This window comes from Bacillus sp. FJAT-27986, from assembly GCF_001685035.1.
Classification (GTDB): Bacteria; Bacillota; Bacilli; order Bacillales; family Pradoshiaceae; genus Pradoshia.
Map to the genome: position 1 here is coordinate 356,219 of NZ_MAYV01000012.1, position 19,244 is coordinate 375,462.

Below are 19,244 nucleotides of genomic sequence, written 5' to 3' on the forward strand. Positions count from 1 at the left end.
TTGGGATTTTATGCCTTTTAATTATGACAGGTTTGGCTTAACTGTACAAATAAACCAACCATTCTAGAGGTGGTTGGTTCGTAAATAATTGGTTAAAAGTAGAAATCCATTAAAGTTTCATCCATTAAATCCTGTGTCAATCCTATGTAAATCATCGTATCTTTTTGGTTGGAATGGTTTAAAATTTGCTGCAGCAATGCAATGTCTTTGAATTTTTGGTAGTGTAAATAACCAAATGTCTTACGTAGAGTATGTGTCCCTACATCCTGAATATCTGCCATTTCGGCTGCTTTATTTAACACACGGTAAGCCTGAACCCTCGTAATTGGTCCATTTCCTTTACGGCTTGGAAATAAATAATCGTCCTTTGAAAGTTTTTCTTTCTTGACGTATTTTTTAATTTCTTTTCGCAAGTGCGGATTAATCAGAAACCTTTTCGTTTTTTCCGTCTTCTGTTCAATAATGACAATATGCGTTCCATCCAATACATCCTTTACCCGTAGCTGCAATAAATCCCCTATCCTCAGCCCAATATTGATCCCAATTGTAAACATTATATAATCCCGATAACTGCAATAGCGTAATAATGCTTTTTTCATGGCCTCTATTTGATCAAGCCGGCGAATAGGCTGTACATTTTTAATTCGTTTTGTTGCTGTAACCACTTTTGCCAGTCCCCCTTCTTCCCATCTCTTATTGTACGTGAAGAGGCCATTCAAACACAAGATTTTTTCAATTCCACACCTTCTGTAAACCTTGATTTAATCAGTTTTCGAATGTATCAATTCAAGTCCTTTGTTACATTCGGAATTTTTTAATTATTAATGGTAAAATCCATCATAATTCTACACATTTCCCAAAAAGGCTATAAATCGCCTACATTCGACAAAAAACGTTTAGAATACAAACACCTTAGGAATTAAAAAAGAGGACCTTAAAACCCAATTATGAAGGTCGTTTTTTGACTCTTCTTGTAACAATTTTTGGATATTATTTGCTTAACAATACTGTATGCCATACACTATTATAGAATTAGGAGGTGAAGGTGTTTTGGATGAACTCATACAATCTCTCATTATCGAATTGCGAAGAGGTACACTTACTCTGGCAGTTTTAAGTCAATTACAAAAACCCGAATATGGATACTCACTCGTTCAATCCCTTGAAGAAAAAAATGTTACTATTGATCCCAGCACACTTTATCCTTTATTGAGAAGATTAGAAAAGCAAGGTTTACTGGTTAGCGATTGGAAGTTAAATGGAAATCGACAGAGAAAATACTACCAATTAAGCCAGAATGGCAAACAGATTTATGAAAAATTAAAGGAAGCATGGTCTGAAACGTCTAATCAGATGGTACAATTGTTAAGAGAGGATGAATGTGATGAGTTTAATTGATATATATATTTATGAAGTTACAAAGTGGCTACCAGAAGAGTCAAAAGAGGAGATTGCGTTGGAACTCAAAGGGAATATTGAGGATATGCTGCCACATAACTATACTGAAAATGATGTAAAGAACGTTTTGAATAGCTTGGGTGACCCCAGAATTCTTGCTGCCGATTATAGCGGAAATAACCGATATATTATAGGGCCGATTTTTTATGATAGTTATATTCGGGTCTTACTAATAGCTTTTGGTTTGATGGCGGGCTTGGTTTTATTGGGTCATATAGTCAGCGGGATTACGGATTATACCAGTTATTCCTCCGTTGTATCATTTCTAATTGACATGTTTACAGATTCTATCATAGGAATCCTCCAGGCAGCATTTCAGGTATTTACCTGGGTCACCATTACATTTATATTTATAGATAAAATTGCAAATAAAACAAATAGCATCCCCCTTGTAAAGCCAAAATGGAACACTGACCAATTGCAGAGGCGGACTGTTCAAAAGCATAAGTATCAAATATCCAAAGGGGAAGCAATCTTTGGACTCATTTGGACAATTATATGGATCCTAATTCTATTATTTTCTGAATATCTATTAGGCTGGTATGAGACCGTTAATGGCGAGCTTGTTTTGCAAGCCTCCTTGTTTAACCAAGAAGTTCTGAAAACGTATATCCCCCTTTTAATTGCCTTGGCAGTGTTAGAAATAAGTTTAGCGGGATTGAAATACATGATGGGTAAATGGACCTACCATATCGCTATATTTTATACAGTCCAAAGCGCATTTGTTATAGCAATCCTTTATAAAATGCTGTATGACACTACTTTATACAATAGCGATTTTATCGAACGCTTCAATTTATTATTTGAAAAATCTACAAATGGAACATTACCATCAGGTATTATAGCCATCACATTAGCAGTTGTTATTTTAATATCTGTGTATGATTGCAGCTTTGCATTTTATAAAGCCTATAAGACTACTAAAAATCAGCAAAAAAAGAAAAAGTAAACAAGAGGGATGCAGGCTTGATAAAGCTGCATCCTTCTTGTTTTACACTTATCTCTTATTTTTATAAAACACATGCTCAACCGATAAACTCTTTTCAATCCGAATAATCCCAAATGAGTATTCAGTTTGGCGTCTTTTATCTGTCGGAGAACCCGGGTTAAATAGAATTGTCCCATTTATGTCTTTATTAACAGGGATATGAGAATGTCCAAAAATAATTAGATCCAGTTCCTCTCCGCTAAATGCTTCAATTGCTCTTCCCTCTGTAGTTCCTTTCTTACCGTGCCCATGTACCAAACCAATTCGATATCCATCTAATGTGAGAATTTTTTGATATCCAAGTTGGTCAATCAGATCCTTTCCATCGACATTGCCACAAACACCATCAACGGGTGCATAGGATTGCAGTTCATCGTATACATTCTTCGTTTGCCAATCACCAGCATGTAAAATAAGATCAGCTGTTTTCAATTCTTCCTTTAAACGCGGTGGAAGTCCTTTTGCCATTCTGGGCATATGGGTATCTGATATCACAATGATTTTCATCGACGATTCACCTCGATATTTTGCTTTGTTGATTCCTTTATATGTCTCTTCAATTCATTCAGAAAAAAGGTACAGTCTTCTAATGTACCGAACACCCTTACCGGAATAATAACAGCATGAATGGCATTCGTATAAATATAAATATAATTTTTCAGCATTTCAATTTGTTTAATATCTTTCCATTCATAGAGTACCTCATACCCACCATCAATCATCTCTGTTAATCCGCTTTTTCCGATGGATAAGCGGTATGTACCAAATAGATTAGGCTCCCTGCTATTTTTATGAAATTTTCTAAACTTCCTTCTGATTATTCTCTCTAAATAGAATGAATAAAAAAGTACCGGTAAGAGTGCAATGAATAAGCTGATCAAATAGTAAATGGGTGTAATAGGTCGAAAATATAGCCATTGCAGGATTAGTGAAATACATAAAGTAATCAAAAATAATCTTAGTTGTCTATTTCTCATTCTCCGATTGCTTATTTCAGATTGTTTGTTCATGTGGAGATAAAAATTGGTTACATCAGTCAGTTTAAGATCATATGTTAGTTGCATTGTACTTCCTCACATTTTCTATTTCATTTCAACTTTATTGTAACAGGTAATTACAACAAACAAAAAAGACAGCCGACATTATCATTGATAATGTCGGACCGTCCCATAATACTCAATCTTATTGTATTCCGGATAAATAGAAGAAAACTGAACATAAATGGGGCTATCGAGCAACCATGGATAGTAAGCAAACAGCGTTTGATCACCATGTATAATTGCATGTAAGGCTACAGGCATCATCTTTACAAAATGATCATAACGTGATTGGGCCTTTTGTTCATCAAATTCACCTTTACTAATATGAATGTAAACTGTTAGGACAAATTGTCCGTTTAACATACGCCAATCAGCTACAACTTCATCCCGCATCTCCCAGTTGATGTTCAGTGCATCAATCTCACAGCCAATGCTTAAAAACAACTGTCCGGTTAAGTCAGAATGTGTCAATGTATATTTTCTACCCTCTAAAGGTCCTGAAGGGGTTATCGGCGGAATATAGGTCACACTCAATTGTTCTGTCTGGAAGGACATATCTGAAACACTCCTTTAAATAAGAAGATTTTTTACCATTCTATGACATCAGCCTAAAAATGGTGCAAATGAAATAAATCGCTATTTTTCTCCTTACTCGTAAACTAGTGTTAAAACCAAATATTTACCTTCACAGTCATATAGTGCTTTACCCACTTATAAACATCAAATAATTCTATTTAAAAAATGTTCTACAAAACGTTTTTCGTCCACTTCTACACATACATGAACAAGCGGCCTTTCGCTTCCACTGGGACAGGTTTCCCCTACCCTTTCTCCTTCGAGCTCCACCGAGATGGGTTCTGTCTTCAGTGTGACGAAGCTCTTGTCAATTGCTACTCCAACAGCAAGAGGATCGTGCAGGGCACAGCCTTTGATGCCACGATTGGCCTTCTTATAAAAGTCCATATAAAACTCTGTCATGTCTGCTAAAAAGGAACCGAGTTCATCTTCCTTCTTCCGCCAGTTTGCTAGTTCCTCCTTCTTAAGCAGGGTTTGCATGGTTACATCAAGTCCTACGAGGAAAAGCGGTAGGTTAGAGCGGAAAACAAGTTCAGCCGCTTCAGGATCACAATGGATATTTGCTTCTGCATACGGTGTTACATTTCCTTTACAGAAAACCGCTCCTCCCATGATAATTATCTCATCAAACATAGTAGTTATCTCAGGCGCTTTTTGAATGGCAAGCGCAAGATTTGTCAGCGGTCCTACACAGATATAAGTGATTTTACTAGGGTTGTTTTTCACCTGCTCAATCAGATAATCAACTGCATGGACCTCTGGTATTTCACTCGGCTTCTCCCCATTAAGTACATTTCCAAGACCATCCTCACCGTGGACATGCCGAGCATATACTTTTCGCGGGCCACGCCTAAGAGATTCATGTGCACCAGCATATACCGGGATATCAGAGCGCCCCAATTTTTCTAGAACGATTTGTGAGTTCCTTACTGCTTCTTCAACAGGAATATTACCGAAACACGCAGTGATACCTATTATATCTAGTTCCGGCGAATGAATGGCATAAGCTATAGCCAATGCGTCATCTATTCCTGTATCTACGTCTAAGATAACCGATTTCATTATGTTCTCTCCTCTGCTCCTGAAGTATACTTTTTACCAGTATGATGAACTAATGCCATGAGTTTGGCCGTCCGATCTTTATTAAACGAAAAAACTCATTTTATAAAACTATCACGCGAAATTAAATGAAAAATGTTTTATCAATCTATTTTTATCGTAGAGTTGAATATGTATCATTAATAAATAGTTAATCTTTCAGTTAATAAATCCCCTCATTCTAATCATATACTCTGATATCATTGACTATTTTTATTTAGATTTACATCTATATACTATTTTAATTACTTTTTATCTAGATTGTAATACATTATATAAAATAATAGCTAGGTAATGATTTTGTCTCGCTATAACGATTATCCCATTACAAATATATCCAATAGTGATATTCTATTAATAGAATGATTTTTTAATATAGGACTATTTTAAAAATAATTGATTGAGGTGGTACTACTGATGGAAGCTCTTTATTATTTTGTTTTAGCTGCTGTTATCGCAACATTTGGAATTAGCTGGGCTGTACGAACAGCAATCAGGGAATTGGTCAATGGCCCAGAAAGAAAAGAAAACATTCAAACTAAGATGTTTATCAAAGTAGCTGTTGTAGAGGCAATTCCCATTATTTTAATCATTTTTGGCTTTATTAACCTATCCTCTTCAAATTCTGACGTTATTTTTCCCCTTATTATAGTAGGTGCAGTTACCATTCTAAATATAATCTCCATCTATGGTACATCCTCTGAAATAACGAATGATTTGAATACCCCAGTGGACTTAAAATCAGCAATAAAGACTCTCACCATGATGGGTGTCACTTTAGTATTAGCCATACCTACCATAGCTGTTGTAGCTTGTTTTACTGTCATGAATTCATAAAATGCTAGCTGGAGATGTTATATCCTAAAACTGGTTGTCAGCGGTATAAAAAGGCAATTTAATTTATATCAGCAATTTCCGCAATAAAAAGAGCCTCCTTAGTCGAGTAGGATACGTAATCCTACCGACTAGGAGACTTTTTTCATTTAAACATAAATCCTGTTAAACACGCTCACTCATTAAATTCAAAAGGAAATCGTAGATCGTGGGATAAGGTTTTAATTTGGCACCACTTGAACATCCTTTAGCACCCATTGTTCTTCTTTATATACCCAGCTTGATCGAACCTCAGCGATTCGATCAACCACGGATGCGCCGGAAATTTGCTGAATGCCTATCAATTCCTTATGACCATCTTTATCAATGTCTTTTACCTTTAAGGATTTGTATTCACTTACTAATGTTTCAGATGGTTCACTTAATTTCCCTTTTCGATAAACCCCGAGTTTATCATACTTCTTTTTATGATCTTTTAAATCAATTAAGTAGGATTTATTCATTTCTGGTACCATTACAGTGGCTTGATAATTATTTTTGAATGCTCCGTTGATATTTAATGTTTCGGGGAGCTCAATCAGTTCAATTTTATTATTATAGATGCAAAAGGCATAATAATCATTAACTCCTCCGCTACCCCCTGTTGGAATCTCCATCAGAACTTCCAATGTACTGTCGTCATTAAGATCGAGAAACTTAACGGCAGGCTTAAACCCTCCTTGAATCGTTTCCTTTTTAGTTCCCTTTTTTGTTTTTACTACCAACTTGAATTCCTTGTAATACTTTGTCTCCTGATCAAAAGGATTACCATATAAATATACTTGATCCTTCTTCCCGTCTCCTGTCACATCCACTTTATAAGAACCAAGTTCAACTTCCTGGCTTTTTGCATCTTTTTTTGTAGCATCTATGGATACTGGCAGAAGCAAACACCCAACTATCGAAAAAATTATAAAATGATTAATCCATTTCATCATATACTCATCAACTCCCAGGTATAGGATTATTCATTATAGATTGCCTGGAATTTAACTTAATTATGCATATAACTGATGAAAATCAAAGAAAAAAAGCCGTAAACAGATGATACTGTTTACAGCTTTTTGGATAGAAATACATTGAAGCTATGAATTTGATACTTCGGGAGTCTTAACCCATGTTTCAACGATTGGTCCATTTTCGCCTTCATCCATAAAGAACGAACCATTTGAATAGCGATCACTAGGTCGTAATTGGAAGGATGCAACTTCTTCTATCATGCCTTTTTCCGACAAAATCACAATAGTATCAACATCGTTTACAAATTCTATTCCTGCTACTCGATGTGGGTTTTTCTTCAACTCTCTCAACATAACAACTCCTCGTTTTGCACGGGAAGTCATTTCAAACTCGCTTCGTTTCATTTTCTTAATAGCGCCCCTCTGTGTGATCAACGCTATCATAGATGAATCAGTTTCAGCAAAAACTTTCCCTGCAACTATATAATCATCGTCCTTGAGATTTATACCTTTAACACCGGCAGCACGTGCTCCCACAGTTGGAATTTCACTTTCAGGGAACATCAATCCATACCCAATAGAAGTAGCCAGGAAGATGTTTTGATTTCCATCTGTTTGATGGATATCCACAACCTGATCATCTCCTTTAAGATTAATAGCTGTTAATGGTTTTGAGTATCTCGTTGCCTTATATAGTGCAAGTTCAGACTTCTTAACTAATCCATTTTTCGTAACAAATAATAAAAACGATCCTTTTTCAAAATCAGAAACTGGAATAGCCTTTAATAGATTCTGATTCTTATCAAGCGGTACGATATTACTGATATGCTGACCAGTATCCTTCCATCTGATATCAGGAAGTAAGTGAACCGGACAGTAAATATAACTACCTTTATCTGTAAATAACAACAAGGTATCGGTTGTATTCATATCCAGCTTATGAAGGAGCCTATCTCCTTCCTTCATTCCATAATCCTGGCCGCCTGAAGCAGTATAAGATCGTAAGCTTGTCCGTTTTATATACCCTTCTTTTGTGACCGTAACAATAACATCTTCGCTTGGAATCAGAACTTCAAGATTAATCTTAATGTCTTGAATTTCAGCTTCTATTAGAGATCTACGTGAATCTGAAAAATCCTTTTTAACTTCTTTTAGTTCTTTTTTAATAACTGACATTAACTTCTTGTCACTGCCAAGGATAGTTGTCAGCTCTTCAATTTTTTTACGTAGTGCTTCAGCTTCGTTTTCCAATGCCGTAATATCCGTATTCGTTAATCGGTAGAGCTGAAGGGAAACAATCGCTTCTGCTTGTGCCTCTGTAAATGTATATTCCTTTATTAGGTTTTCTTTTGCATCTTTTTTATCGAGAGACGCACGGATTGTTGCGATTACTTTATCAAGAATGGAAATCATTTTGATAAGTCCCTCAACAATATGCTGACGATCACGAGCTTTTGCCAAATCAAATTCAGAGCGCCTTGTTATCACTTCACGGCGATGATCAATATAGGCATCCAGCATTGCTTTTATGCCCATAAGCTGCGGACGTTTCTTATGAATGGCAACCATATTGAAATTATATGTAATTTGCAAATCTGTATTTTTAAATAAATATTGAAGAATAACATTAGAGTCTACTTCTTTTTTTAACTCAATGACAATCCGTAAACCTGTACGGTCGGTCTCATCTCTTACTTCAGAGATACCCTCAAGTTTACGATCAAGGCGCAATTCATCAATTTTTTTAACAAGATTAGCTTTGTTTACATCAAAGGGAAGCTCAGTTATCGTAATTTGCTGTCTGCCACCGCGTAAAGACTCAATCGCCGTTTTACTTCGAATGACAATTTTGCCTTTACCTGTTTCGTACGCCTTTTTAATTCCATCTGCCCCCTGAATGATCCCACCTGTAGGGAAATCAGGTCCTTTTACAGCAGTCATTAGCTCATCAACTGTACAATCCGGATTATCGATTCTCATGATGGTAGCATCAACAATCTCTCCAAGATTATGTGGCGGAATCTCAGTGGCGTAACCAGCTGAGATTCCAGTTGAACCATTTACAAGCAAATTTGGAAATTTAGCCGGCAGCACAATCGGCTCTTCAGCTGTATCATCAAAGTTTGGTACAAAATCGACTGTTTTCTTCTCGATATCTCGTAAAAGCTGGCCTGCAATAGAGGATAAACGTGCCTCCGTATAACGCATGGCTGCCGGAGGATCCCCATCAATACTTCCGTTATTCCCATGCATCTGAATTAATTCACGGCGAAGCTTCCAGTCCTGGCTCATTCTGACCATGGCTTCATAAACAGATGAGTCACCGTGAGGATGGAAGTTACCGATAACCAGACCGACTGTCTTGGCTGACTTTCTATATGGTTTGTCATTGGTATTACCATCCGAATGCATGGCATAAAGGATTCTTCGTTGAACCGGCTTTAATCCATCTCGTGCGTCCGGTAATGCCCTGTCTTGAATAATATATTTACTGTATCGGCCGAAGCGGTCGCCAATCACATCCTCAAGAGGGAGATCGCGGTATTTCTCTGCTGTCATAATACTTCCTCCTCACCAGCAACCGTTAAGTTCTCATTTTCTAAAATATTTCCATCTTCTTCTAAACCAAAAGCAACATTGGCTTCAATCCACTTACGCCTTGGTTCTACTTTATCACCCATTAATGTGGTAATCCGTCTCTCTGCTCGTGCCGCATCATCAATGCATACACGGATCAAGGTACGTTGTTCTGGATCCATAGTCGTCTCCCATAGCTGGTCTGCGTTCATCTCTCCAAGACCTTTGTATCGCTGAAGCATGTATCCTTTTCCAACCTTTTTAATGGTACCTTCTAATTCATCATCATCCCAAGCATATTCTATAACTTCTCTTTTACCGCTTCCTTTACTAACTTTATATAAAGGAGGTAAGGCGATGAATACTTTACCATGTTCAATTAATGGTTTCATATAACGATAAAAGAAGGTAAGCAATAATACTTGGATATGGGCGCCATCCGTATCAGCATCGGTCATAATGACGACTTTATCATAATTGATATCCTCGATGGAGAAATCGGATCCTACTCCACCACCGACAGCATGAATAATTGTGTTTATTTCTTCATTTTTAAAAATATCTTCAAGCTTAGCTTTTTCTGTATTAATAACTTTACCGCGTAAAGGCAAAACAGCCTGGAACCTTCGATCACGCCCTTGTTTGGCAGACCCTCCGGCAGAATCTCCTTCGACGAGGTATAGTTCATTCTTCAATGGATTGCGGGACTGCGCCGGTGTAAGTTTTCCTGAAAGCAACGCTTCCGATTTCTTGCGTTTTTTACCGCTGCGTGCATCTTCTCTTGCTTTTCGGGCTGCTTCTCTGGCCTGAGCCGCTTTAATCGACTTACGGACCAAGGATGTCGCAATATCGGCATTTTCCATTAAATAATAAGATAATTTTTCAGATATAACAGAATCTACCGCAGAACGGGCATCACTGGTACCAAGTTTACTTTTTGTCTGTCCTTCAAATTGTAATAATTCTTCTGGAATTCTTACAGAAATGATAGCAGCCAATCCTTCGCGGATATCTGAACCATCCAGGTTTTTGTCCTTTTCTTTCAGCAAACCGGATTTACGTGCATACTCATTAAAGGCACGTGTAACAGCAGTTTTCATTCCTACTTCATGAGTTCCGCCATCTTTTGTTCTGACATTATTGACGAATGATAAAATATTTTCCGAATATCCATCATTAAATTGAAAAGCAAAATCAACCTCAATATCAGAATGAGTCCCCTCAAAGCTTACAACAGGATGCAATGTATCTTTTTCTTCATTTAGGTAAGAAACAAATGCCTCAATCCCATTCTCATAATAATAAACATCTTTTTCATCCGTACGTAAGTCATGTAATTCAATTTTTAAACCTTTTAATAAAAAGGCAGATTCGCGTAAGCGTTCACTTAAGGTTTCACGATTGTAAACAATGGTAGAGAAAATACTCTCATCCGGTTTAAAATGAATGGTTGTTCCAGTTTGGTTGGTTTTACCAATTTTCTCTAAAGTCGTTACAGGTTTTCCGCCATTTTCAAAACGCTGTTCATAAATAAAACCATCACGCTTAATGGTAACAACAAGCCATTCTGATAAAGCATTTACGACCGATGCACCAACCCCATGTAAACCACCGCTCGTCTTATAGCCACCCTGACCAAATTTTCCTCCTGCATGAAGGATGGTTAGAATAACCTCCGGAGTCGGTTTACCCATTTTATGCATTCCAGTAGGCATCCCTCTACCTTTATCCATTACACTGATGCTATTATCTTTATGAATTTTTACAATAATTTCGTCCCCATGTCCGGCCAATACTTCGTCCACGGAGTTATCAACGATTTCATAAACGAGATGATGCAGGCCTCGTGTGTCTGTGCTTCCGATATACATTCCCGGTCGTTTACGGACAGCTTCTAATCCTTCAAGTACCTGGATGGCATCTTCGTTATAGTCAATAGGTTTTATATTTTTTGCCACTTATGTACCCCTCTCTTTACGTTACAACTTCTATTATATACATATTCTTAAACAAGAACAAATGTTCTTGATAGTATAAACAGCACACTAAAGCTCTATTGCTCTATTTTTACAGATTATTTTTCGTTTCGCAAATAAAGTTTAGATAAAGGTTATGTATACGAGACATCCCGGCTTCCAGTCCCTGTAAAAAACAAATAAAATAAGTCCCTGTATCTTAATTATGGTATCATCTTCGGTGTTTTTACAACTATTAGTTTTTATTACCTACAACATTATAAAACCACCAATGAGCTATTTACGAGCAATTGGTGGCCATTTTTTATTATTTAGTTAATGCATGCTCCACTTTTATGCAACGGTCCATAATGACGGTGTAATCCTTGTCCTTTAGCATTTGGAAGGCCTCTTCATCAATAACTCCCAGCTGTGTCCAAAATATATCGGCATCGATTTCCAAAAATTCCTTAGCCAGATCCATCACATATTCAGATCGGCGAAAAACATTGACAATATCTACATGCCCTTCAATATCCTTCAATGTCGCAACCGCCTTTACACCCAAAACACTATCCACTGAAGGATTGACCGGGATAATTTCATATCCATTATCCTGCATGGCCTTAGATACCATGTAAGATGTCCGTTCCGGATTATCAGAAAGACCAACGACAGCTATTCGTTTCGCTTTTTTTAAGAGGAGACCAATTTCATCTCTGCTTGGATTTTCTATCATGAATATAGCCCCTTTCAATAATAAAATTTATCCTTATGTATACCCATAGGCTATTATAGAATAAACGGTCAGCTCAGAATAGGGAAGTTAATAAAAATAATTTTTTTATTTTCTTTTTGCAGGTACATGTTAAAATATATTAACCAGTAGTGTAAGAAAGGAACTGTTTATATGTTATATTTTTTGTTTATATTGGCCTATTTGCTAGGTTCAATACCTTCAGGCTTAATTATAGGAAAAGTTTTTTATAACACTGATATACGTGAGCATGGCAGCGGAAACTTAGGAGGAACCAATACATTCCGGACACTTGGGAAAAAAGCCGGAATTATCGTTACAACTATAGATATCTTAAAAGGTACTTTGGCCACCTTATTGCCATACATATTTAATATACAAGCTGATCAATGGCCAAGTTGGATTGCTATTCCGTTGATATGCGGCTTATTGGCAGTTATCGGCCATATGTACCCTATATTTGCCGGATTCAGAGGCGGTAAAGCTGTAGCTACATCCGGAGGTATTTTGCTCGGATACGATCCACTTTTATTTGTGATTCTAGTTGCATGCTTTTTTGTATTCTTATACCTAACTAAAATCGTGTCCTTATCTTCTATGTTGATTGCAGTTGTGGCACTTATTTATGCCATGTTTAGCGGAGATCCTTCCATGTTAATCCTAATTATCTTCCTGGCAGGATTTATCTTCTATCGCCATCGCGCTAATATCAAACGTATTATTAATAAAACAGAACCTAAGGTTAATTTGTTTAAACGATGATATAAGACTGTTTTTGGAATCACGATTAGTGGTCCAAAAACAGTCTTTTTTATTTTTGCTAAACAGAATACAAAAGCAATATTCTCCTCCGAAAACCTCATCTCATATTCAAACAACAAAGCTCGACCTCTATCGACTGATTACCTAATAGGATTAAACGATCGGATAATTTAGTATAAAATTATCAGTCATATGAAACCAGAAAAATACCTTATTTTGCATTTTAATCTAAAAAGTGTCAATATACATGTAGGAATATATTAAAAATATGTACTCATATTTAGAAAAATTTACTAAGCAGGTGAAGAATGAAGAAAAAAATAGCCCTCCTATCATTTTTAATCATTACCGCAGCTATAGGTATACTTATATATCTAAACACTCAGGAGATTTTCAATAATTATGAAGAAAAAAACGTAGCTTTAACCCATAATAGGGAAGTTTTCTTATCTGAACGTAACTACCATTCTACTGCTGAAATTGGAGCCATCGGAGATATACTTTTGCATGATAAGGTATATGAAGATGCAGATACTGGTTCTGGTTATGATTTCTCAGATATGTTCGCACCTGTAAAAGACATGCTAAGCAACCCAGATTTTACGATTGCCAACCAGGAATCTATTGCAGCCGGAAGTGACTTGGGGTTATCGGGGTATCCGACATTTAATTCACCTTATGAAATATCGGACACCTTAAAAGACGTTGGAATAGACCTCGTAACCTTAGCAAATAACCATTCCCTCGATAAAGGTGAAAAAGGTATTCTGCGTGCAATCGAGTATTACAATAAAATTGATATGCCTTACGTAGGAATTCATAAGAATGAAGAGGATGCCAAACAAGACCGCATCATGAACGTAAATGGTATTAACATCGGCTTTCTCTCTTACACATATGGAACGAATGGGATTCCTATTCCGGATGGAAAAGATTATTTAGTCAATTACTTAGATGGTAAAAAAGTCTCACAAGATATCAAGGATTTACGTGATAAAGTGGATCTTATACTCATTAATGCTCATTGGGGACTGGAATATCAAAGAAACCCATCTGATGAACAAAGAAAAATGGCAAAATTAATGTCTAATGCAGGTGCAGATATTATTATTGGGCATCATCCGCATGTCCTCCAACCAATTGAATGGATAGAATCCAATCAGAAAAAAACATTAGTTGTCTATTCATTAGGAAACTTCATCTCCGCCCAAAAAAATAACTATAAAGATATTGGCGGTATGGTTACCATTAGCGTTCGTAAAGAATGGTCAGCTAAGGGAACTGAGACCGAAGTAACTAACGTAAACTTCTCTCCAACCTATGTAACTAATCAAAACGACCGTGACTACAGAATAAATACGTTTGGAAGTGAAGATGTATTTGGACAGGAAAAGATCGATAAAGAAAAATTGACTGATTTTATGCTTAGCCATCCATCCATAAAATAAGAATTTAAACTAACGAGCTGTTCCAAATTTGCTTAATTTGCATTGGGACAGTTTTTCTTTTTCAAGTTTAGGAGAGAAAAAGATTAAAAGAGATGGATAAGGGCTATAGAGTATTATAATAATAATCTAACAGCAACTGAGTCTTTATCAGAGATGAATTTTCCACCGAATAAAAAGTGGGAATTGAAACAGTTTAAACCACTCTAGTGATACATCCTTTTGTTTACTGAGTGTTACCAATCGTTATCTTATTAAAATTATGTCATAATGGTAGTATTCAGTAGTTAGATAGCTCACCTTTATCTGCCAATAAACATATCAGGAGGATTCAAACATGGAAATTACAATCGATGAGCAATCAGCTGCATGGTATAAAGCAGAATTGGAACTTGAAAAAGGCGACTGCCTTCGGTTCTTTCCCCGTTATGGAGGCTATAGCCCTATACAATCAGGCTTTTCTTTGGGAATCAGCAAAGAGGAAGGAAAACAAGCCACTGTTACCTTATTAAAGGATGGAATCACCTATTTTATTAATGAGGATGATATATGGTATTTTGACGGAAATAACCTCAATATAACCTTTGACGAACAGAAGGCTGAGCCCACGTTTTCCTATAGCAAATAAGAACAGAAATCCCCTGTGTACCACTGACACAGGGGATTCTCTTTATCTATTTTCGTTTGATTTCTTCGTATTTTGCATTCCATTCCGGAAATGCTTTTTTAAACTGAATCGGTCTGAAATTATCTTTTTTTACTACAATATGCGTAGTTGTTCCAGTTGCGCAAATTTGATCATGCTGATTCCGGATTTCATATCCATACAGTGTTTTTATTCCATTATTTTCTTCTACCCAAGTATGTACATAGGCCTGATCACCATATCGTAATGGTGTTTTATAGGTTACATGAATATCGTAAACAGGTGCATAATAGCCTGCTTCCTCCATATCCGTATATTTATAGCCCAAATCCTCAATAAGGGCTGTTCTGCCCAGCTCAAACCATTTAAGATAGTTTGCATGATACATAACACCCATCATATCAGTATCTGCGTAAAATAATTGGATTTCTTTTTTTGAAACAAACATTCCTTCTACACTCCTATTCTACAATAGTCCTTTTTCTATTCTAACACATCTTGAAAATCAGCCTTTGTCAGAGTAGAGTAATCAACCGCAGCCAGATCCTCTCCCGTCTGCTCGATTAATCGAACCGCCTGTACCTGTATCGCATTGTCAACCAAATTAATAGCAAATCGTCCGTTCCCATCAATCTCAATTAGGTTCAACTTTTCAACCAAGTAATCTTTTGCCGCCTGGTCCAGTATATACTGATATTTACGAGCATAATTTTCAATGATTTGCATCAATTCCTCTGTGCTATAATCCGGAAAATGCATGAACTTTTTGAACCTGGATGAAAATCCTGGATTACTGGACAGCAACGCCTTCATCTCATCAGGATATCCTGCCAAGATGATGACAAGGTTTTCATTATGTTTGGTCATCTCATCCACTAAAGTATTCACAACTTCTTTTCCATAATCTGAATTGGAAGAGCTTAGTAAGGAGTAAGCTTCGTCAATAAATAATACACCTCCCAATGCATCCTGAACCTTCTTTTTCGTTTTAATGGCTGTCTGCCCGACATAGCCAGCTACAAAATCAGCACGGCTAGCTACAACTAGATGACCTCTCTTCAACAGTCCACAATCTCGCAGTATTTCCGAGTACAGCTTTGCAACTGTTGTTTTACCAGTTCCAGGATTCCCGGTAAAAACCGCATGAAGCTGGACAGGTACCGTTTTTACTCCAGCCTGTCTCCTGGATTGCTGTATCTTTACAAATGCTGAAAGTTTATGAATTTCCTCTTTAATCATATCCAAACCAACAAGATTCTTTAGTTCTGCCTGGGGATTTCCAGTGGATACAGGAAACTGAGAAGAAAAGTCCTCTTCTTGCAGAAGAAGATAATTTAAAAAGCTTTCATTGGCTTGCTGTTCACCTATAGAACCTTTATGGAAGATTGCATCCATAACAATTGATTTAACTGTTCTGGCATTACCGAAAGTTTGATCAACCATCTCATATTCAATTCGTTTTTTTAAAGAAGGAATCGCATCAGGAGCGATAAAATAATGATTTTTTTCTGCCGTTTGAATCGCAATTTCAATCATTTCATCCAATGAATAGTCTGGTAACTCCATATAATTAAAATTCGGGAAACGACTGCGCAAACCAGGATTGCTATCCAGAAACTGTCTCATTTCCTCAGGATATCCTGCTAAAATAACAGCGAACCTTCCAGAATACTCTGCACTATCCATAAGAGATATAAGCGTATCTATCACTGTCTGCCCGTAATCTGTTCCTTGTTGGCCCTCTCTTTTTAAGCTGTATGCCTCGTCAATAAAAAGGACGCCTCCTACTGCCTCTTCCACAGCTTTACGAACGTTTTCTTCTGTTTGTCCAACATAAGCTCCAACCAATTTAGAACGATCAACCTCTACAATTTTTTCTTTTGGCAATATCCCTAATTCATAATAGATTTTCCCTAATAATCTGGCCAAGGTAGTCTTACCGGTTCCAGGATTACCCGTTAAAATCATGTTTAGGCTAATATCACCTGTATTACTGAATCCTAATTCTTCACGGTGTTTTTGATACTTCAAAAATTGATAAAGCTGGTTAACCCGTTTTTTTATTTCAATCAGCCCAACCATTTCGTTCAACTCTGCTAAGGCACTTACTTGATCCTTTGCATCAACAATTTCATGCTGTGATATAAACTCGTTAAATTGATGAATATGGCTATTCAGAAGATTTAATGAATATTTTAACTCCTGATAAACAATTGCGGTATGGAAATTCCCGCTTAATGTTTCTTCATACTCTTTTGCCGTAGAGATTACCTTTTGCATACCGTCAAATATATCATTTAAGTATTTTTTTGCAGTATGGATTAAATCTGTTTCTGCCAGTTGATTGATTTGTTTTAATGCTTCAGTTGTACGGTTCATGTAATTGCTTGTTTCATTCATAATCTGCCCGACCGTGTTACGTTTTGCAGTTCTATTATCCGTTTCTCGTAAAGTTGGAGTAGAAAAGCCAGTATATAAGTCATTAAAACGATTGAGCTGCTTAGTTTCCAGCAATCGTTGTATTTCAGAGCGATTATTCAATAATCGGTTTGCTTCATCTAATAATAGATAATATAAATCATCTTGTTCCTCTTGCTTACTTCTTTCCAGGGCTAATAAATATAACAGCTTTCCTTCTAAATCTGCTGATATTCCCCACTCACCCTGGTTTTTACATATAAATTGAAGCACACTAAGTAATTCTGTTTTTATGGGGAGTGAACCTTCTTTAGTCAACGTTCTCTCCCACTCATCAATCATATTTTTATAATTGGTTATTGATAATTCCATTTACTGCTTCATCCTTTTTTCAGTCGATGTCTCCATCCTATCATACAACACGTTCCAGATTAATCATTTTAGCTTAATGTATGATTCACCAGTCAACTATTGAAATTAAACATTCTCTTATTCAGAAGTTCTGTCTTTTAGTCGTAATGGCCGCTTCATTTGTCCCTCTTTTTACGGATTATTTTTCTTGGCTACTTGGGTTTGGTTTTAAAATTCACCATGAAGATTTGGAACATAGTTTTTTTAATTCATTAATGAACGCGAAGTAAATTTCCTGGATTCTAACCAACTAAAAAATCTGCCTGTCTCCATTAGGATTCAGGCAGATTTGAGATTAAATTATTCAGCTATTCACCTTTTGTTTGAATCACGTCTGGATGCTTTCCGGATGTATCTTGCATCTGTTTGCCTTTATTTCCACCGGCAGCTCTAGGTTGAGTTCCAATGTGATTTGGTACAAATGACTTGGAATTTTTCTTCGGATTTCCCATTTTATCTTCACCCCTTCTTTCTTATCATGCTTACTTACGCATGACTTATAAGGTGTAGATATTGGATATTACTCCGCTCGTTCCATCATTCTTTTATCGATTCGATCTTCTAGAACTTCCATTGCATGTTTATCCATTATAATTTGTTTTTTATTTTCCAGTATTAAATCTGCTAAAGACATCCGCTTACGCTTTTTCATCGTCAACCACCATCCATACTTTATTTTATAATATCATTGCCTACTTTTTCTGTATTTATAACATTTTTAGAAAATAACGATAACTAATTAGTCTTTAAAATATGAAAAAACAGCCTTCAAGGCTGCTTACATGTTTGCGATATGCTCTTCCATTTGTTTATATTCCATTAACCCTACAACCTTTTTATCAATAACTCCCTCTTCATTAATGAAGAATGAAGTTGGAATGGACACAACCTTATATTTTTTGTTCACTTCACCATCTACATCCAATACAGTCCGAAACGTAAGTTTTAAATCACTCATAAATCCTTTTATATCCTGATCAGAATCTATATTTACGGCTAAAACAACTACATCAGGATGAGATTGTTTAATTTTTTCCATATCAGGCATCTCTTTTTTACACGGATTGCACCAGGTTGCCCAAAAGTTTAACAACACCTTTTTCCCCTTATAATCAGATAGTGTAATTTCCTTTCCATCTGGATCTTTTAATGTAAAGTCGACTGCTTCTTTGCCCTCATCAGCCTTGACAGGTGTATCAGGCTGATTCAACACTTGATAAAATGCTACTCCAATCAGTATCAGCAATAAAAGTGACCCGATGATTTTTTTCACACTAAACT

Annotated in this window: 20 protein-coding genes; 6 read left to right on the forward strand and 14 right to left on the reverse strand. The window is 36.5% G+C overall.

Translation table 11 applies throughout. From position 1 onward, the window contains the following. Positions 1-92 precede the first annotated feature (92 nt). Positions 93-644 (reverse strand): site-specific integrase, encoded by a 552-nt coding sequence (locus A8L44_RS07960; RefSeq protein WP_066104338.1) that lies wholly within the window; start codon positions 642-644, stop codon positions 93-95. 406 nt (positions 645-1,050) lie between these two features. On the opposite strand from A8L44_RS07960, the gene A8L44_RS07965 reads away from it, so the two are divergent. After that, positions 1,051-1,398, forward strand: coding sequence for a PadR family transcriptional regulator (locus A8L44_RS07965; RefSeq protein ID WP_066103914.1), 348 nt, complete (start codon positions 1,051-1,053; stop codon positions 1,396-1,398). Then, positions 1,385-2,407: an HAAS signaling domain-containing protein gene (locus tag A8L44_RS07970; RefSeq protein WP_066103916.1), complete on the forward strand. Its 1,023-nt coding sequence runs from the start codon at positions 1,385-1,387 to the stop codon at positions 2,405-2,407. The genes A8L44_RS07965 and A8L44_RS07970 overlap by 14 nt, the downstream gene beginning before the upstream one ends. A 48-nt stretch (positions 2,408-2,455) precedes the next feature. Here A8L44_RS07970 and A8L44_RS07975 read toward each other — a convergent pair whose 3' ends face one another. From A8L44_RS07975 to A8L44_RS07990, 4 genes are all read right to left on the reverse strand, one after another. After that, the gene (locus A8L44_RS07975) at positions 2,456-2,953 is read right to left on the reverse strand and encodes a metallophosphoesterase family protein (protein WP_066103917.1); all 498 of its coding nucleotides are present in this window, start codon (positions 2,951-2,953) and stop codon (positions 2,456-2,458) included. After that, positions 2,950-3,510 carry a YcxB family protein gene (locus A8L44_RS07980; protein ID WP_066103920.1) on the reverse strand — a complete coding sequence of 187 codons (561 nt, stop codon included), beginning with the start codon at positions 3,508-3,510 and terminating at the stop codon, positions 2,950-2,952. Before A8L44_RS07980 ends, A8L44_RS07975 begins: the two co-directional genes overlap by 4 nt. 81 nt (positions 3,511-3,591) lie before the next feature. Beyond that, positions 3,592-4,041, reverse strand: coding sequence for a staygreen family protein (locus A8L44_RS07985; protein ID WP_066103923.1), 450 nt, complete (start codon positions 4,039-4,041; stop codon positions 3,592-3,594). A 165-nt stretch (positions 4,042-4,206) separates the two neighbouring features. After that, on the reverse strand, positions 4,207-5,124 hold the full coding sequence (locus A8L44_RS07990; protein ID WP_066103924.1) for a nucleoside hydrolase: 918 nt from the start codon (positions 5,122-5,124) through the stop codon (positions 4,207-4,209). A 453-nt stretch (positions 5,125-5,577) separates the two neighbouring features. Between A8L44_RS07990 and A8L44_RS07995 the strand changes: the two genes are divergently transcribed. After that, positions 5,578-5,997 carry a hypothetical protein gene (locus A8L44_RS07995; RefSeq protein WP_066103926.1) on the forward strand — a complete coding sequence of 140 codons (420 nt, stop codon included), beginning with the start codon at positions 5,578-5,580 and terminating at the stop codon, positions 5,995-5,997. 218 nt (positions 5,998-6,215) lie between these two features. Here A8L44_RS07995 and A8L44_RS08000 read toward each other — a convergent pair whose 3' ends face one another. The 4 genes from A8L44_RS08000 to A8L44_RS08015 all read right to left on the reverse strand — a co-directional run bounded on the left by A8L44_RS08000 (position 6,216) and on the right by A8L44_RS08015 (position 12,263). Next, a complete protein-coding gene (locus tag A8L44_RS08000) occupies positions 6,216-6,971 on the reverse strand; it encodes a hypothetical protein (protein ID WP_066103928.1) in 756 nt (251 codons plus the stop codon). Between the two features lie 147 nt (positions 6,972-7,118). Beyond that, positions 7,119-9,554 (reverse strand): DNA topoisomerase IV subunit A, encoded by a 2,436-nt coding sequence (gene parC / locus A8L44_RS08005; RefSeq protein WP_066103930.1) that lies wholly within the window; start codon positions 9,552-9,554, stop codon positions 7,119-7,121. Further along, positions 9,548-11,515 (reverse strand): DNA topoisomerase IV subunit B, encoded by a 1,968-nt coding sequence (gene parE / locus A8L44_RS08010; RefSeq protein WP_373925479.1) that lies wholly within the window; start codon positions 11,513-11,515, stop codon positions 9,548-9,550. Before parE ends, parC begins: the two co-directional genes overlap by 7 nt. A gap of 337 nt (positions 11,516-11,852) precedes the next feature. Further along, the gene (locus A8L44_RS08015; RefSeq protein ID WP_066103933.1) at positions 11,853-12,263 is read right to left on the reverse strand and encodes a CoA-binding protein; all 411 of its coding nucleotides are present in this window, start codon (positions 12,261-12,263) and stop codon (positions 11,853-11,855) included. 171 nt (positions 12,264-12,434) lie between these two features. Between A8L44_RS08015 and plsY the strand changes: the two genes are divergently transcribed. The 3 genes from plsY to A8L44_RS08030 all read left to right on the forward strand — a co-directional run bounded on the left by plsY (position 12,435) and on the right by A8L44_RS08030 (position 15,116). Next, the gene (plsY, locus tag A8L44_RS08020; RefSeq protein WP_066103936.1) at positions 12,435-13,043 is read left to right on the forward strand and encodes a glycerol-3-phosphate 1-O-acyltransferase PlsY; all 609 of its coding nucleotides are present in this window, start codon (positions 12,435-12,437) and stop codon (positions 13,041-13,043) included. 308 nt (positions 13,044-13,351) lie between these two features. Next, positions 13,352-14,491: a CapA family protein gene (locus A8L44_RS08025; RefSeq protein WP_066103938.1), complete on the forward strand. Its 1,140-nt coding sequence runs from the start codon at positions 13,352-13,354 to the stop codon at positions 14,489-14,491. A 334-nt stretch (positions 14,492-14,825) separates the two neighbouring features. Continuing rightward, positions 14,826-15,116: a HesB/YadR/YfhF family protein gene (locus tag A8L44_RS08030; protein WP_066103940.1), complete on the forward strand. Its 291-nt coding sequence runs from the start codon at positions 14,826-14,828 to the stop codon at positions 15,114-15,116. 46 nt (positions 15,117-15,162) lie between these two features. Here the strand turns inward: A8L44_RS08030 and A8L44_RS08035 are convergent, their stop codons facing one another. The 5 genes from A8L44_RS08035 to A8L44_RS08050 form a co-directional block, all read right to left on the reverse strand. Further along, complete coding sequence (locus tag A8L44_RS08035) at positions 15,163-15,582, reverse strand: acyl-CoA thioesterase (RefSeq protein WP_066103942.1); 420 nt, start codon at positions 15,580-15,582, stop codon at positions 15,163-15,165. A gap of 35 nt (positions 15,583-15,617) precedes the next feature. Then, positions 15,618-17,924 carry an AAA family ATPase gene (locus A8L44_RS08040; protein WP_066103944.1) on the reverse strand — a complete coding sequence of 769 codons (2,307 nt, stop codon included), beginning with the start codon at positions 17,922-17,924 and terminating at the stop codon, positions 15,618-15,620. A gap of 347 nt (positions 17,925-18,271) precedes the next feature. Further along, the gene (locus A8L44_RS08045) at positions 18,272-18,415 is read right to left on the reverse strand and encodes an acid-soluble spore protein N (protein WP_066103946.1); all 144 of its coding nucleotides are present in this window, start codon (positions 18,413-18,415) and stop codon (positions 18,272-18,274) included. Between the two features lie 68 nt (positions 18,416-18,483). Continuing rightward, on the reverse strand, positions 18,484-18,615 hold the full coding sequence (locus tag A8L44_RS18470; protein WP_077248025.1) for an FbpB family small basic protein: 132 nt from the start codon (positions 18,613-18,615) through the stop codon (positions 18,484-18,486). A gap of 126 nt (positions 18,616-18,741) precedes the next feature. Then, positions 18,742-19,236, reverse strand: coding sequence for a TlpA family protein disulfide reductase (locus A8L44_RS08050; protein ID WP_066103947.1), 495 nt, complete (start codon positions 19,234-19,236; stop codon positions 18,742-18,744). Positions 19,237-19,244 lie beyond the last annotated feature (8 nt).

Excerpts from the sequence above, each read along its gene's own strand:
- A8L44_RS08040 (WP_066103944.1), bottom strand. The coding sequence starts at position 17,924 with ATGGAATTATCAATAACCAATTATAAAAATATGATTGATGAGTGGGAG.
- A8L44_RS08015 (WP_066103933.1), bottom strand. The coding sequence starts at position 12,263 with ATGATAGAAAATCCAAGCAGAGATGAAATTGGTCTCCTCTTAAAAAAA.
- A8L44_RS08025 (WP_066103938.1), top strand. The coding sequence starts at position 13,352 with ATGAAGAAAAAAATAGCCCTCCTATCATTTTTAATCATTACCGCAGCT.
- A8L44_RS08000 (WP_066103928.1), bottom strand. The coding sequence starts at position 6,971 with ATGATGAAATGGATTAATCATTTTATAATTTTTTCGATAGTTGGGTGT.
- A8L44_RS07990 (WP_066103924.1), bottom strand. The coding sequence starts at position 5,124 with ATGAAATCGGTTATCTTAGACGTAGATACAGGAATAGATGACGCATTG.
- A8L44_RS08035 (WP_066103942.1), bottom strand. The coding sequence starts at position 15,582 with ATGTTTGTTTCAAAAAAAGAAATCCAATTATTTTACGCAGATACTGAT.
- A8L44_RS07970 (WP_066103916.1), top strand. The coding sequence starts at position 1,385 with ATGAGTTTAATTGATATATATATTTATGAAGTTACAAAGTGGCTACCA.
- A8L44_RS08030 (WP_066103940.1), top strand. The coding sequence starts at position 14,826 with ATGGAAATTACAATCGATGAGCAATCAGCTGCATGGTATAAAGCAGAA.
- A8L44_RS07980 (WP_066103920.1), bottom strand. The coding sequence starts at position 3,510 with ATGCAACTAACATATGATCTTAAACTGACTGATGTAACCAATTTTTAT.
- A8L44_RS07975 (WP_066103917.1), bottom strand. The coding sequence starts at position 2,953 with ATGAAAATCATTGTGATATCAGATACCCATATGCCCAGAATGGCAAAA.
- A8L44_RS18470 (WP_077248025.1), bottom strand. The coding sequence starts at position 18,615 with ATGAAAAAGCGTAAGCGGATGTCTTTAGCAGATTTAATACTGGAAAAT.
- A8L44_RS07995 (WP_066103926.1), top strand. The coding sequence starts at position 5,578 with ATGGAAGCTCTTTATTATTTTGTTTTAGCTGCTGTTATCGCAACATTT.
- A8L44_RS08045 (WP_066103946.1), bottom strand. The coding sequence starts at position 18,415 with ATGGGAAATCCGAAGAAAAATTCCAAGTCATTTGTACCAAATCACATT.
- plsY (WP_066103936.1), top strand. The coding sequence starts at position 12,435 with ATGTTATATTTTTTGTTTATATTGGCCTATTTGCTAGGTTCAATACCT.
- A8L44_RS07985 (WP_066103923.1), bottom strand. The coding sequence starts at position 4,041 with ATGTCCTTCCAGACAGAACAATTGAGTGTGACCTATATTCCGCCGATA.